This window comes from Streptomyces sp. NPDC059564, assembly GCF_042735575.1.
GTDB lineage: Bacteria > Actinomycetota > Actinomycetes > Streptomycetales > Streptomycetaceae > Streptomyces.
Genome location: NZ_JBHWBP010000006.1, coordinates 63,812 through 77,907 on the forward strand (window position 1 = coordinate 63,812; position 14,096 = coordinate 77,907).

The 14,096-nt window shown below is 70.6% G+C and carries 11 protein-coding genes; 10 read left to right on the top strand and 1 reads right to left on the bottom strand.

The window, feature by feature from the left end:
- Window positions 1-36: 36 nt before the first annotated feature.
- On the bottom strand, window positions 37-615 hold the full coding sequence (locus ACFV0Q_RS02960) for a TetR/AcrR family transcriptional regulator (RefSeq protein WP_266577217.1): 579 nt from the start codon (window positions 613-615) through the stop codon (window positions 37-39).
- A gap of 100 nt (window positions 616-715) precedes the next feature.
- Between ACFV0Q_RS02960 and ACFV0Q_RS02965 the strand changes: the two genes are divergently transcribed.
- The 10 genes from ACFV0Q_RS02965 to ACFV0Q_RS03010 all read left to right on the top strand — a co-directional run bounded on the left by ACFV0Q_RS02965 (window position 716) and on the right by ACFV0Q_RS03010 (window position 14,065).
- Window positions 716-2,332, top strand: a complete 1,617-nt coding sequence (locus ACFV0Q_RS02965; protein ID WP_384999498.1) for a carboxyl transferase domain-containing protein — start codon at window positions 716-718, stop codon at window positions 2,330-2,332.
- A 26-nt stretch (window positions 2,333-2,358) separates the two neighbouring features.
- Complete coding sequence (locus tag ACFV0Q_RS02970; protein WP_384999501.1) at window positions 2,359-4,506, top strand: acetyl-CoA carboxylase biotin carboxylase subunit; 2,148 nt, start codon at window positions 2,359-2,361, stop codon at window positions 4,504-4,506.
- Window positions 4,507-4,517: 11 nt separating this feature from the next.
- On the top strand, window positions 4,518-5,435 hold the full coding sequence (locus tag ACFV0Q_RS02975) for a hydroxymethylglutaryl-CoA lyase (protein WP_384999533.1): 918 nt from the start codon (window positions 4,518-4,520) through the stop codon (window positions 5,433-5,435).
- 8 nt (window positions 5,436-5,443) lie between these two features.
- On the top strand, window positions 5,444-6,604 hold the full coding sequence (locus tag ACFV0Q_RS02980) for an acyl-CoA dehydrogenase family protein (protein ID WP_384999504.1): 1,161 nt from the start codon (window positions 5,444-5,446) through the stop codon (window positions 6,602-6,604).
- 154 nt (window positions 6,605-6,758) lie between these two features.
- Window positions 6,759-7,805 carry an ABC transporter substrate-binding protein gene (locus ACFV0Q_RS02985; RefSeq protein WP_384999507.1) on the top strand — a complete coding sequence of 349 codons (1,047 nt, stop codon included), beginning with the start codon at window positions 6,759-6,761 and terminating at the stop codon, window positions 7,803-7,805.
- A 49-nt stretch (window positions 7,806-7,854) separates the two neighbouring features.
- Window positions 7,855-8,763 (top strand): siderophore-interacting protein, encoded by a 909-nt coding sequence (locus ACFV0Q_RS02990; RefSeq protein WP_384999510.1) that lies wholly within the window; start codon window positions 7,855-7,857, stop codon window positions 8,761-8,763.
- Between the two features lie 170 nt (window positions 8,764-8,933).
- The gene (locus tag ACFV0Q_RS02995; RefSeq protein WP_384999513.1) at window positions 8,934-10,427 is read left to right on the top strand and encodes a pyridoxal phosphate-dependent decarboxylase family protein; all 1,494 of its coding nucleotides are present in this window, start codon (window positions 8,934-8,936) and stop codon (window positions 10,425-10,427) included.
- Window positions 10,411-11,712, top strand: a complete 1,302-nt coding sequence (locus ACFV0Q_RS03000) for a lysine N(6)-hydroxylase/L-ornithine N(5)-oxygenase family protein (RefSeq protein ID WP_384999515.1) — start codon at window positions 10,411-10,413, stop codon at window positions 11,710-11,712. Before ACFV0Q_RS02995 ends, ACFV0Q_RS03000 begins: the two co-directional genes overlap by 17 nt.
- Entirely contained in the window at window positions 11,709-12,287 is a 579-nt protein-coding gene (locus tag ACFV0Q_RS03005; protein WP_384999518.1) for a GNAT family N-acetyltransferase, read from the top strand. The genes ACFV0Q_RS03000 and ACFV0Q_RS03005 overlap by 4 nt, the downstream gene beginning before the upstream one ends.
- The gene (locus ACFV0Q_RS03010; RefSeq protein WP_384999521.1) at window positions 12,284-14,065 is read left to right on the top strand and encodes an IucA/IucC family protein; all 1,782 of its coding nucleotides are present in this window, start codon (window positions 12,284-12,286) and stop codon (window positions 14,063-14,065) included. Before ACFV0Q_RS03005 ends, ACFV0Q_RS03010 begins: the two co-directional genes overlap by 4 nt.
- Window positions 14,066-14,096 lie beyond the last annotated feature (31 nt).

The following is a 14,096-nucleotide window of genomic DNA, read 5'->3' on the forward strand; positions in this document are numbered from 1 at the left end:
GCCGTCCGTTCCGTCCCAGCCCCCGAAACGGCCGCCTCACCCCGACAGCGCTCCGAAAGCGCCGTTCGCGAGCCGCCGCAGCAGGGATTCGGTGGCGTCCCGCCCCAGGACGGCCAGGTGCGGTGTGGAGTTCAGCAGCCCGAACACCGCGTGCACGCAGACCCGTACCTCCGTCTCCCCCACCTCGGGGTGCAGTTCCCGTACGACGTCCACCCACAGCTCCACGTACTGCCGCTGCAGCTGGCGCACGAGCTTGCGGTCGGCCTCCCGCAGCCGGTCCAGCTCGCGGTCGTGGAGGGTGATCAGCGCCCGGTCGTCCAGGGCGAAGTCGATGTGGCCCTCGACGAGGGAGGCCAGCACCTCCTGCGCGTTCCCGCCGGCCTCCTCGACGCGCCGCCGCCCGCCCGTCAGCAGCCGCTCGCTGATGCCGACCAGCAGCTCGGCGAGCATGGCGTCCTTGCCCGCGAAATGCCGGTACAGGCCGGGGCCGCTGATGCCGACCGCGGCCCCTATCTCGTCCACGCCCACGCCGTGGAACCCTCGCTCCGCGAAAAGACGAGCGGCTTCGCTGAGGATCTGCTCGCGACGGGTGGGGGCGGCGGCTCTGGTGCTCATGGGAATCCATTCTAGACAGGGCCGTTAGCGGTCGTTAACCTGACCACATACGCGTTAACGCTCATTAACAAAGCGTGCACCGAGCAAGGGAGCTCGACCGATGCAGCAGGCACCAGTGCTGACGAGCGCCGCGGACCCGGCGTCCGAGGCCTGGCGGACCAATGAGGCCGCCCACCGCGAGCTCGCCGAGGGCCTGCGCGCCCGGCTGGACGCGGCCCGTCTCGGCGGCGGTGAGAAGGCCCGCGCCCGCCACACCGCGCGCGGGAAGCTGCTCCCCCGCGACCGCGTGGACACCCTCCTCGACCCCGGGTCCCCCTTCCTGGAGCTGGCCCCGCTGGCCGCCGAGGGCATGTACGGGGGCGCGGCGCCGGCCGCCGGGGTGATCGCGGGCATCGGCCGGGTCAGCGGCCGCGAGTGCGTGATCGTCGCGAACGACGCCACCGTCAAGGGCGGCACGTACTACCCGATGACCGTCAAGAAGCACCTCCGCGCCCAGGAGGTGGCCCTGGAGAATCGTCTCCCCTGCCTCTACCTGGTCGACTCGGGCGGCGCCTTCCTCCCCATGCAGGACGAGGTCTTCCCCGACCGGGAGCACTTCGGCCGCATCTTCTACAACCAGGCCCGCATGTCCGGCGCCGGGATCCCGCAGATCGCCGCCGTCCTCGGATCCTGCACGGCGGGCGGCGCGTACGTCCCGGCGATGAGCGACGAGGCCGTCATCGTGCGCGGCCAGGGCACGATCTTCCTGGGCGGCCCGCCGCTGGTGAAGGCCGCCACCGGCGAGGTGGTCACGGCCGAGGAGCTGGGCGGCGGCGAGGTCCACTCCCGGATCTCCGGGGTGACCGACCACCTCGCGGAGGACGACGCGCACGCGCTGCGGATCGTACGCAACATCGTGGCGACCCTGCCCGACCGCGCGGCCCTGCCCTGGTCGGTCGAGGCGCCGGAGGAGCCGAAGGTGGACCCGTACGGGCTCTACGGCGCGGTTCCGGTCGACTCCCGCACCCCCTACGACGCCCGCGAGATCATCGCCCGGATCGTGGACGGCTCCCGCTTCCAGGAGTTCAAGGCGGAGTTCGGCCAGACCCTGGTCACCGGCTTCGCCCGGATCCACGGCCACCCGGTCGGCATCGTCGCCAACAACGGCATCCTGTTCTCCGAGTCCGCCCAGAAGGGCGCCCACTTCATCGAGCTGTGCGACCAGCGCGGCATCCCGCTGCTCTTCCTCCAGAACATCTCCGGCTTCATGGTCGGCCGGGACTACGAGGCGGGCGGCATCGCCAAGCACGGCGCCAAGATGGTCACGGCCGTCGCCTGCACCCGCGTCCCGAAGCTCACGGTGGTCGTCGGCGGCAGCTACGGCGCGGGCAACTACTCGATGTGCGGGCGGGCCTACTCGCCGCGCTTCCTGTGGATGTGGCCCAACGCCAAGATCTCCGTGATGGGCGGGGAGCAGGCCGCCTCGGTCCTGGCCACCGTCAAGCGGGACCAGATCGAGGGCGCGGGCCAGGAGTGGCCCGCCGAGGACGAGGAGGCCTTCAAGGCCCCGGTCCGCGCCCAGTACGAGGAGCAGGGCAACGCGTACTACGCCACCGCCCGGCTGTGGGACGACGGGGTCATCGACCCGATGGAGACCCGGCAGGTGCTGGGGCTCGCCCTGACCGCGTGCGCGAACGCCCCGCTGGGCGACTCCGCTTTCGGCATCTTCCGTATGTGACGTGATGTGACGTGAGGACCTCTTCGATGTTCAGCACTGTTCTGGTCGCGAACCGGGGCGAGATCGCGGTACGCGTCATCCGCACCCTGCGGGAGCTCGGCATCCGCTCCGTGGCCGTCTTCAGCGACGCCGACGCGGACGCCCGTCACGTACGGGAGGCCGACACGGCCGTCCGGATCGGCCCGGCGGCGGCCGCCGAGAGCTACCTGTCCGTGGAGCGGCTCCTGGACGCCGCCCGCCGCACCGGGGCCGAGGCCGTCCACCCCGGCTACGGCTTCCTCGCGGAGAACGCCGCCTTCGCGCAGGCCTGCGCGGACGCCGGGCTGGCCTTCATCGGGCCGCCCGCCTCCGCCATCTCCCTGATGGGCGACAAGATCCGGGCCAAGGAGACCGTGAAGGCGGCCGGGGTCCCGGTCGTCCCCGGCTCCTCCGGCAGCGGCCTGACCGACGCCGAACTGGCCGCCGCCGCCGCGGAGATCGGCATGCCGGTGCTGCTCAAGCCCTCGGCGGGCGGCGGCGGCAAGGGCATGCGGCTGGTCCGTGACGCGGCCGTCCTGGCCGAGGAGATCGCGGCGGCCCGGCGCGAGGCGAAGTCCTCGTTCGGCGACGACACCCTGCTCGTGGAGCGGTGGGTGGACCGGCCCCGGCACATCGAGATCCAGGTGCTGGCCGACGCCCACGGCAACGTGGTGCACCTGGGCGAGCGCGAGTGCTCGCTGCAGCGGCGCCACCAGAAGGTGATCGAGGAGGCCCCCTCGGTCCTGCTCGACGAGAAGACCCGCGCGGCGATGGGCGCGGCGGCCGTGGAGGCGGCCCGCTCGTGCGGGTACGTCGGCGCGGGCACCGTGGAGTTCATCGTCCCGGGCGGGGACCCGTCCTCGTACTACTTCATGGAGATGAACACCCGCCTCCAGGTCGAGCACCCGGTGACCGAGCTGATCACCGGCCTGGACCTGGTGGAGCAGCAGGTGCGGGTCGCCTCCGGCGAGGCCCTGACCTTCGCTCAGGACGAGGTCCGGCTGACGGGGCACGCGATCGAGGCCCGCGTGTGCGCGGAGGACCCGGCGCGGGGGTTCCTGCCGTCGGGCGGTACGGTCCTGGCGCTGTCGGAGCCGGACGGCGGGGCGGTGCGGACGGACTCCGGGCTGACGGCGGGCGTGCCGGTGGGGTCCTCGTACGACCCGATGCTGTCCAAGGTCATCGCGTACGGGCCGGACCGGGCGGCGGCGCTGCGCTTGCTGCGGGGGGCGCTGGCGGACACCGTGATCCTGGGTGTCCAGACCAACGCCGGGTTCCTGCGGCGGCTGCTGGCCCACCCGGACGTGGTCTCCGGGGACCTGGACACCGGCCTGGTGGAGCGGGACCTCCCCGGGCTGCTCCCGGAGGGGATCCCGCCGGAGGTGTACGCGGCGGCCGCGCTGCTGGACGCCCCCCACCCCGCCCCTTCCCGGCGTACCGGATTTGCGGCTCCGCCGCGTGGGGGCTCCGCCCCAGACCCCGGTCCTCAAACGCCGGACGGGCTGAAATCGTGGGCGGACCCCTTCGACGCCGGCAACGGCTGGCGCCTGGGCGGCACCCCCGCCTGGACGGTCCACCACTTCCGCCTCCCGGGCCAGGACCCGGTCCAGGTCCGCACCCGCCCGGCCGGTCCCGACACTGGCGCCGTCACGGAGCTCCTACTTGCCGACGCCGAGGGAAATCCAGCCTCGCCGGCGTTTGAGGCGCGGGGTCTGGGGCGGAGCCCCAGCGCACCGGCCCGCGGCCGGATCGTGGCCCGCACCACCGACACCGTCACCATCGAACTCGACGGCGTCACCCACCGCTTCAGCCACGCCACCTCCCCGGAGGGAACCTGGCTCGGCCGCGACGCCGACAGCTGGCACGTCCAGACGTACGACCCCGTCTCGGCAAACCTCAGCGGGGCCGGACGCGGCGGCGCAGATACCCTCGCCGCACCGATGCCCGGCACCGTCACCGTCGTCAAGGTGGCCGTCGGGGACAAGGTCGTCGCGGGCCAGAGCCTGCTGGTCGTCGAGGCGATGAAGATGGAGCACGTCATCTCCGCCCCGCACGCCGGGACCGTCACCGAACTCGACGTCACCCCGGGCACCACCGTCGCCATGGACCAGGTCCTGGCCGTGGTCACCCCCGAAGCGAAGGAGGAGGGCGCGTGAACGGACTGCCCATGACCGTCCCGGCCCCCGGGCTGCCGGCCCGGGTACGGATCCACGAGGTCGGCGCCCGGGACGGGCTGCAGAACGAGAAGACGGCCGTACCCACCGACGTCAAGGCCGAGTTCATCCACCGCCTCGCCGCCGCCGGTCTGACGACCATCGAGGCGACGAGCTTCGTGCATCCCAAGTGGGTGCCCCAACTCGCGGACGCGGAGCAGCTGTTCCCGCTGCTCTCGGACGTCGGCGCCGCGCTGCCCGTGCTCGTGCCCAACGAGCGGGGCCTCGACCGGGCCCTCGCCCTCGGCGCCACCCGCATCGCGGTGTTCGGCTCGGCCACCGAGACCTTCGCCTCCCGCAACCTCAACCGGACCGTCGCCGAGTCCCTCGCCATGTTCGAGCCCGTCGTGGCCCGGGCCAAGGAGGGCGGGGCCCATGTCCGCGGGTACCTGTCGATGTGCTTCGGCGACCCCTGGGAGGGCGCGGTCCCGGTCCACCAGGTGGTCCGCGTCGCCAAGGCCCTGCTGGACCTCGGCTGCGACGAGCTGAGCCTCGGCGACACCATCGGCGTGGCCACGCCCGGCCACGTCCAGGCGCTGCTGAGCGAGCTCAACGAGGAGGGCGTGCCGACCGACCGGATCGGCGTGCACTTCCACGACACCTACGGCCAGGCCCTGTCCAACACCCTCGCCGCGCTCCAGCACGGGGTGACCACCGTCGACGCCTCCGCGGGCGGCCTCGGCGGCTGCCCGTACGCGAAGAGCGCCACCGGCAACCTCGCCACCGAGGACCTCGTGTGGATGCTCGACGGCCTCGGCATCGAGACCGGGGTCGACCTGGCCGCCCTCACCGCCACGAGCGTGTGGATGGCCGAACAGCTGGGGCGTCCCAGCCCCTCCCGTACCGTCCGCGCCCTCTCCCACAAGGAGTAACGAAGACCATGGCCCTCGACCACCGGCTCACCCCCGAGCACGAGGAACTCCGCCGCACCGTCGAGGCGTTCGCCCACGACGTGGTGGCCCCCAAGATCGGCGACCTGTACGAGCGGCACGAGTTCCCGTACGAGATCGTCGCCGAGATGGGCCGCATGGGCCTGTTCGGCCTGCCCTTCCCGGAGGAGTACGGCGGCATGGGTGGGGACTACCTCGCCCTCGGCATCGCCCTGGAGGAGCTGGCCCGCGTCGACTCCTCGGTCGCGATCACCCTTGAGGCGGGCGTCTCGCTGGGCGCGATGCCCCTCTACCTCTTCGGCTCGGAGGAGCAGAAGCGGGAGTGGCTGCCGAAGATGTGTTCCGGGGAGATCCTCGGCGCCTTCGGCCTGACCGAACCCGGCGCGGGCAGCGACGCGGGCGGCACCCGCACCACCGCCGTCAAGGACGGCGACGAGTGGGTCATCAACGGCTCGAAGTGCTTCATCACCAACTCCGGTACGGACATCACCGGTCTGGTCACGGTCACCGCCGTCACCGGCCGCAAGGCCGACGGACGCCCGGAGATCTCCTCGATCATCGTCCCCTCGGGCACCCCCGGCTTCACGGTGGCCGCGCCCTACTCCAAGGTCGGCTGGAACTCCTCCGACACCCGCGAACTGTCCTTCCAGGACGTACGGGTACCCCTGGCCAACCTGGTCGGCGAAGAGGGCCGCGGCTACGCCCAGTTCCTCCGCATCCTCGACGAGGGCCGCATCGCCATCTCGGCGCTGGCCACCGGTCTGGCGCAGGGCTGCGTGGACGAGTCGGTGAAGTACGCCAAGGAGCGGCACGCCTTCGGCAAGGCGATCGGCGACAACCAGGCCATCCAGTTCAAGCTGGCGGACATGGAGATGCGCGCGCACATGGCGCGGATCGGCTGGCGGGACGCGGCCTCCCGGCTGGTGGCCGGGGAGCCGTTCAAGAAGGAGGCGGCCATCGCGAAGCTGTACTCCTCGACCGTGGCCGTCGACAACGCCCGTGAGGCCACGCAGATCCACGGCGGCTACGGCTTCATGAACGAGTACCCCGTGGCCCGCATGTGGCGGGACTCCAAGATCCTGGAGATCGGCGAGGGCACGAGCGAGGTGCAGCGCATGCTCATCGCGCGTGAGCTGGGCTTCACCGGCTGACGGGCGCCGCGGCGCGCGGGACGTGGGACGTGGTGAGGAGACCCCAAGAAATAAGGGTCTCCTTACTAATTTTGGCCAAGGTTAGGCTAACCTTCCCCCGAACGGTCACACTCCCGGTGGCCGCGTCCTTGCACGCACGAAAGCGGAAACCGACATGCCCAAGCCCAGAAGCTCCTTCCTCTCCCGCCGCGGTTTCGTCGCCGCGGGCGGCGCCCTCGGCCTCGTCGCGGCGCTCAGCGCCTGCGGCGGCAACACCGACGCGGCGAAGGACGGCGCGGGCGACAAGGGCGCCACGGCCGCCTCGGGCCCCTGGACCTTCAAGGACGACCTCGGCAAGGACGTCAGCACCAAGTCGACGCCGAAGAACATCGTCGCCTTCACCGGCACGGCCGCCGCGCTCAGCGACTACGGCGTGCAGGTCAAGGGCGTCTTCGGCCCGACCAAGCTCGCCGACGGCAAGCCCGACCCGCAGGCCGGCACGATGGACATCTCCAAGGTGGAGATCCTCGGCAACGTCTACGACGAGTTCAACGTCGAGAAGTACGCGGCCCTGCGCCCGGACGTGCTGCTCACCAACACGTGGGACGGCTCGTACTGGTACCTCCCCGAGGCCTCCAAGGACAAGATCCTGAAGCTGGCCCCGGCCGCCGCGATCGGCGTGGGCAGCGACGCCTCCATGGACAAGGCCCTGGGCCGCACGGCGGACCTCGCCAAGTCCCTCGGCGCCGACCTGAACGGCCAGAAGGCCGTGGACGCCAAGGCCCGCTTCGAGGCCGCCGCCGCCAAGGTCCGCGAGGCCACCAAGGCGAACCCGGGCATCAAGGTGCTCGTCGGCTCGGGCGACCCGGACCACTTCTACGTCTCCACCCCGAAGACCTCGGCCGACCTGAAGTACTTCGAGTCCCTGGGCGTGGAGTTCGTGACCCCGGACAACCTCGACCAGGGCAGCGTCTTCTTCGAGAGCCTCAGCTGGGAGAACGCCGGCAAGTACAAGGCCGACGTCGTCCTGCTCGACAACCGCACCGGCACCCTGCAGAACGAGCAGCTGACGAAGGAGAAGCCCACCTGGGCCGCGCTGGCCGCCGTCAAGGCCGGCCAGGTCGCCCCGCGCGTGACGGAGCCGATCTACTCGTACGACAAGTGCGCGCCGATCCTGGAAGAGCTCGCGAAGACCATCCAGAACGCCAAGAAGGCCGGCTGACCCTCGGCGCCCCACCGCGCCGCACCGAATCCCTGGGGGGATCCTCCGCATGACCGGCACCACCACCGCCGCCGACACCCCGGCCGCCCCGCACTTCAGGTTCTTCACGCTCGAAGTCCTGCGCACGCGCCGCCTCGGCCACTCGTTCCTGCGCGTCACCTTCGGCGGGGAGTCCCTCGCGGACTTCCGGTCGGGGGGCTTCGACCAGAGCCTCTCGCTCTTCCTGCCGCCCGCTCACCAGGAGCACACCGAGCTCCCCTCCACCGAGGAGGACACCTGGTTCGGAGCCTGGCGGGGGATGCCGGACGAGGAGCGGCCGGTGATGCGCTCGTACACGGTGCGCGAGCAGCGGCGTACGGAGGAGGGCGTGGACGAGGTCGACATCGACTTCGTCCTGCACGGGGACTCGTCCCCGGCCTCCCGGTGGGCGGGCAAGGCCGTGACCGGCCGCCGGATCATGGCGATCGGCCCGGCCGTCGCCGAGAACAAGTCCGTCCGCTTCCAGCCGCCGGCCGCCACCGACGCGGTCCTGATGTACGCGGACGAGACGGCCCTGCCGGCCGCCGCGGCGATCCTGGAGCGGCTCGCCGCCGGGACCGCCGTGAAGGCCTGGTTCGAGGTCCCGCACGAGGACGACCGGATCGCCCTGGCGGCCCCGGCGGACGCGGACATCACCTGGATCGTGCGCGGGAAGGGCGCGGGCCGGGAGCGGACCGAGCAGGTACTGGAGCAGGTGCGGGCGGCGCGGCTGCCCGCGGCCGAAGCCCCGTACGCCTGGATGGCGGGCGAGGCCGGCACCATCCGCGCGGTACGCCGCCACCTGGTGCAGGAACGTTCCATCGACCGGCGCGCGGTGCGCTTCACCGGCTACTGGCGCCTCGGCGCGAGCGAGGAGCAGCTGCTCGCCGAGGCGTACGCGGGCAAGGCCCCGAGCGAGGACCCCGCGTCCGAGCTGTAAGCCACGCCCGCACCGACGCGAGCACCAACGCCCGCCGAGCGCGGGGAGTTTGGGAGGAGGGCCCCGGCCGAAGCCGGGGCCCTTCTCCATTTGGCCGAGAGCTTAGGTTAGGCTAACCTAAGAATCGCACACCCCACCCCCCTCTCCACCCCCTGCCCGGAGGAAAGTTGATGCGCTCGCATCTGCTGAACGAGACGACCGCGGACCTCTACCGGCGCTCCGTCACCGAGGGCGTCGACCGCGTCGCCGCCAAACTCGCGACCACGGAGCGGCCCCACACCGGCATATCCGTCGACGAACTCGCTCCGGTCATCGAAGCGATCGACCTCGACGCCCCGCTGGGCGACGCGGCCGCCGCGCTCGACGAGCTCGAAGGCGTCTACCTCCGCGACGCGGTGTACTTCCACCACCCGCGCTACCTGGGCCACCTCAACTGCCCGGTCGTCATCCCCGCGGTGGTCGGCGAAGCGGTGCTCTCGGCGGTCAACTCCTCGCTCGACACCTGGGACCAGTCCATCGGCGGCACGCTCATCGAGCGCCGCCTGATCGACTGGACCGCCCGCCGCATCGGCCTCGGCGAGGGCGCCGACGGCATCTTCACCTCCGGCGGCAGCCAGTCCAACTTCCACGCGCTGCTCCTGGCCCGCGACGAGGCCTGCCGGATCGTCATGAAGCGCGCGCTGGAGCGGGGCACCGAGCCCACCAAGGCCGAACTCCTCCCCAAGCTGCGCATCTTCACCTCCGAGGCCAGCCACTTCAGCGTCCAGAAGTCGGCCGCCATGCTCGGCCTGGGCTACGAGGCCGTCATCTGCGTCCCGGTCGACCGCAACCGCCGGATGGACACCTCGGTGCTCGCCCTGGAGCTGGAGAACTGCGCCTCCGAGGGCCTCTTCCCGATGGCCGTCGTCGCCACCGCCGGCACCACCGACTTCGGGTCCATCGACCCGCTCCCCGAGATCGCCCGCCTGGCCTCCGAGCACTCCGCGTGGATGCACGTGGACGCCGCCTACGGCTGCGGACTGCTGATCTCCCCCACCCGCCGGCACCTCCTCGACGGCATCGAGCACGCCGACTCGGTCACGGTCGACTACCACAAGTCGTTCTTCCAGCCCGTGAGCTCCAGCGCGATGCTGGTCCGCGACCGCGACACCCTCAAGCACGCCACGTACCACGCGGACTACCTCAACCCGCGCCGGATGGCGGAGGAGCGGATCCCCAACCAGGTCGACAAGTCGATCCAGACGACGCGCCGCTTCGACGCCCTCAAGCTCTGGATGACCCTGCGCGTCATGGGCGCCGACGGCCTCGGCTCGCTCTTCGACGAGGTCATCGACCTGGCCGCCGCCGGCTTCGACCTCATCGAGGCCGACCCCCGCTTCGAGGTCGTCGTCCGCCCGCAGATCTCCACCCTGGTCTTCCGCTACGTCCCCGCCGGGGGCGAGCACCGCAAGGACCTCCTCGACGAGGCCCAGCTGCACGCCCGCAAGGCCCTGTTCGCCTCGGGCGAGGCGGTCGTCGCCGGCACCAAGGTGGACGGCGACCAGTACCTGAAGTTCACCCTCCTCAACCCGCAGACCACGACGGCCGACATCGCGGCCGTCCTCGACCTTCTCGCCGCACACGCCGAGCAGTTCCTGGGAGAATCCCTTGCCGTCCACCGTTAAGCCCCACGACTTCATCGGCATCGGCCTCGGCCCCTTCAACCTGGGACTCGCCTGCCTGACCGCGCCGATCGACGAACTCGACGGCCTCTTCATCGAGTCGAAGCCGCACTTCGAGTGGCACGCCGGCATGTTCCTCGACGGTGCGCACCTGCAGACCCCGTTCATGTCGGACCTGGTCACCCTCGCCGACCCGACCTCGCCCTTCTCCTTCCTGAACTACCTGAAGGACAAGGACCGGCTGTACTCCTTCTACATCCGGGAGAACTTCTACCCGCTGCGCGCCGAGTACAACGACTACTGCCGCTGGGCCGCCGACCGGCTCGACAACGTCCTGTACTCCACCTCGGTCACCGAGGTCACCTACGACGAGGCCGCCGGCCTCTACGAGGTCCGCACCGACCAGGGCGAGACCCACCTGGCCCGCCGCCTGGTCCTGGGCACCGGCACCTCGCCCCACGTCCCGCGGGCCTGCGGCGACCTCGGCGGCGACTTCCTGCACAACTCCGCGTACATGCGGAACAAGGCGGAGCTGCAGCAGAAGAAGTCGATCACCCTGATCGGCTCGGGCCAGAGCGCGGCCGAGATCTACCACGACCTCCTCGCCGAGATCGACACGTACGGCTACCAGCTCAACTGGGTGACCCGCTCCCCGCGGTTCTTCCCGCTGGAGTACACGAAGCTGACGCTGGAGATGACCTCCCCGGAGTACGTGGACTACTTCCACGCCCTCCCCGAGGACACCCGCTACCGGCTGGAGAGCCGGCAGAAGAACCTCTTCAAGGGCATCGACGGAGATCTGATCAACGAGATCTTCGACCTGCTCTACCAGAAGAAGATCAGCATGCCGGGCCCGGTCCCGACGACCCTGCTGACCAACACCTCCCTGAACACCACGGCGTACGACACCACCACGGGCACCTACGCCCTGGGGCTGCGCCAGGAGGAGCAGGAGCGGGACTTCTCCCTCACCACCGAGGGCCTGGTGCTGGCGACCGGCTACAAGTACGTCGTACCGGAGTTCCTGAACCCGGTCCGCGGACGGCTGAACTTCGACGGCCGCGGCCGCCTCGACGCGGCCCGCAACTACAGCGTCGACACCACCGGCCGGGGCGTCTACCTCCAGAACGGCACGACGCACAACCACTCCCTGACCTCGCCCGACCTGGGCATGGCCGCGTACCGCAACGCGTACATCGTCTCCGAGCTGCTCGGCCGCGAGTACTACAAGGTCGAGAAGTCCATCGCGTTCCAGCAGTTCGCAGCCCCGGAAGGCACGCACGTATGAGCACCACCACCGAGATCCTCTTCACCCGCACCGACGCCGTCCTCGGGACCTTCGCGATCCGTCCCCTGGACCCCTTCACCGACGCGGAGCTGCTGCACGGCTGGGTCACCGACCCGAAAGCCGCGTTCTGGATGATGCAGGACGCCACGCTCACCGAGGTGGAGCGCGAGTACGTGCGCATCACCACGCACGAGCACCACGAGGCCTTCATCGGCCTGCACGAGGGCCGTCCCGCCTTCCTCATGGAGAGCTACGACCCGGCGCACCTGGAACTGGTCGGCCTGTACGACGCCCAGCCCGGCGACGTCGGCATGCACTTCCTGGTCGCCCCGACCGACACCCCGGTCAGCGGCTTCACCCGCGCCGTGATCACCACGGTGATGGCCTCGCTCTTCGCCGACCCCGCGAACCTGCGCGTCGTCGTCGAGCCGGACGTCCGCAACACCGCCGTCCACGCCCTGAACGAGGCGGTCGGCTTCGTCCCCGAGCGCGAGGTCGTCAAGCCGGAGAAGAACGCCCTGCTCAGCTTCTGCACCCGCGAGCAGTTCGAGGCCACCCAGCAGGAGTCGATATGAGCCTGTCCGACGCCATCTCCCACCTCTCCCCCGAGCTGTGGGCCCGCGCCAACCGCGCCCTGGTCCGCAAGGCCCTCGCGGAGTTCTCCCACGAGCGCCTGCTGACCCCGAGGCCCCTCGGGGACTCCCGCTACTCGGTCCTCAGCGACGACGCCGCGGTCGAATACCGCTTCACGGCCGCGCTCCACGCCCTGGACCACTGGTCGGTGGACGAGTCCTCGATCACCCGCCACCGGGACGGCGCCGAACTCCCGCTGGACGCCCTCGACTTCCACATCGAGCTGCGCGAGGCCCTCGGCCTGAGCCCGGAAGTCCTGCCGGTCTACCTGGAGGAGATCTCCTCCACCCTGGCGGGCACGGGCTTCAAGTACACGAAGCCGCAGATCTCCTCGGCCGTCCTCGCCAAGTCCTCGTTCCAGGACATCGAGACCGGCATGACCGAGGGCCACCCCTGCTTCGTGGCCAACAACGGCCGTCTCGGCTTCGGCGTGCACGAGTACCTCTCGTACGCCCCCGAGACCGCGAGCCCGGTGCACCTGGTGTGGGCCGCCGCCCGCAAGGACGTCTCCACCTTCACGGCGGGCGCGGGCCTGGACCACGACGCGTTCATGCACGACGAACTGGGCGAGGACACCCTCACCCTCTTCTCGGCGAAAATGCGTTCCCTCGGCCTGGACCTGGCGGACTACCACCTCCTGCCGGTCCACCCCTGGCAGTGGTGGAACAAGACCACCGTCACCTTCGCCGCCGAGATCGCCAACCGCCGCCTGGTCCTGCTGGGCGAAGGCTCCGACGCCTACCTCGCGCAGCAGTCGATCCGCACCTTCTTCAACACCACGACCCCCACGAAGCACTACGTGAAGACCGCCATCTCGGTCCTCAACATGGGCTTCATGCGCGGCCTGTCGGCGGCGTACATGGAGGCCACCCCGGCCATCAACGACTGGCTGCACCAGCTGATCGAGAGCGACGAGGTCCTGAAGTCGGCCGACTTCTCGATCATCCGCGAGCGCGCGGCGATCGGCTACCACCACCGCCAGTACGAGCGGGCGACGGACCGCTACTCCCCGTACCGCAAGATGCTCGCCGCGCTGTGGCGCGAGTCGCCGGTGAACGCGATCCGGGGCGACGAGCGCCTGGCCACGATGGCCTCCCTCCTCCACGTGGACTCGGACGGCACGTCGTTCGTCGGCGCCCTGATCGAGGAATCGGGCCTGGCCCCGTCCGAATGGCTGGCCTCCTACCTCCGGGCCTACCTGGTCCCCCTCCTGCACTGCTTCTACCAGTACGACCTGGCGTACATGCCGCACGGCGAGAACACCATCCTGGTCATCAAGGACGGTGTCGTTCAGCGGGCGATCTTCAAGGACATCGCCGAGGAGATCGTGGTCATGGACCCGGACGCGGTCCTGCCGCCCGCGGTCGAGCGGGTCCGGGCGGACATCCCGGAGGACATGAAGCTCCTGTCCATCTTCACGGACGTCTTCGACTGCTTCTTCCGCTTCCTCGGCCCGATCCTCGCCACCGAGGGCGTCTGCGAGGAGGACACCTTCTGGCAGGCCGTCGCGGACTGCGCCCACGCCTACCAGGACTCCGTGCCGGCCCTCGCGGACCGCTTCGAGCGCTACGACCTCTTCGCCCCGGAGTTCCAGCTGTCCTGCCTCAACCGGCTCCAGCTGCGCAACAACAAGCAGATGGTCGACCTCGCCGACCCGTCGGCGGCCCTCCAGCTGATCGGCACCCTCAAAAACCCCGTCGCGCCCTTCGCGCGCCGGTGAACAAGGGCGGGCGCGGCATCGACACGGTCCC

Bases quoted from the DNA above. Each gene is read 5' to 3' on its own strand.
- ACFV0Q_RS02960 (WP_266577217.1), bottom strand. From the start codon at position 615: ATGAGCACCAGAGCCGCCGCCCCCACCCGTCGCGAGCAGATCCTCAGC.
- ACFV0Q_RS02965 (WP_384999498.1), top strand. From the start codon at position 716: ATGCAGCAGGCACCAGTGCTGACGAGCGCCGCGGACCCGGCGTCCGAG.
- ACFV0Q_RS02970 (WP_384999501.1), top strand. From the start codon at position 2,359: ATGTTCAGCACTGTTCTGGTCGCGAACCGGGGCGAGATCGCGGTACGC.
- ACFV0Q_RS02975 (WP_384999533.1), top strand. From the start codon at position 4,518: ATGACCGTCCCGGCCCCCGGGCTGCCGGCCCGGGTACGGATCCACGAG.
- ACFV0Q_RS02980 (WP_384999504.1), top strand. From the start codon at position 5,444: ATGGCCCTCGACCACCGGCTCACCCCCGAGCACGAGGAACTCCGCCGC.
- ACFV0Q_RS02985 (WP_384999507.1), top strand. From the start codon at position 6,759: ATGCCCAAGCCCAGAAGCTCCTTCCTCTCCCGCCGCGGTTTCGTCGCC.
- ACFV0Q_RS02990 (WP_384999510.1), top strand. From the start codon at position 7,855: ATGACCGGCACCACCACCGCCGCCGACACCCCGGCCGCCCCGCACTTC.
- ACFV0Q_RS02995 (WP_384999513.1), top strand. From the start codon at position 8,934: ATGCGCTCGCATCTGCTGAACGAGACGACCGCGGACCTCTACCGGCGC.
- ACFV0Q_RS03005 (WP_384999518.1), top strand. From the start codon at position 11,709: ATGAGCACCACCACCGAGATCCTCTTCACCCGCACCGACGCCGTCCTC.
- ACFV0Q_RS03010 (WP_384999521.1), top strand. From the start codon at position 12,284: ATGAGCCTGTCCGACGCCATCTCCCACCTCTCCCCCGAGCTGTGGGCC.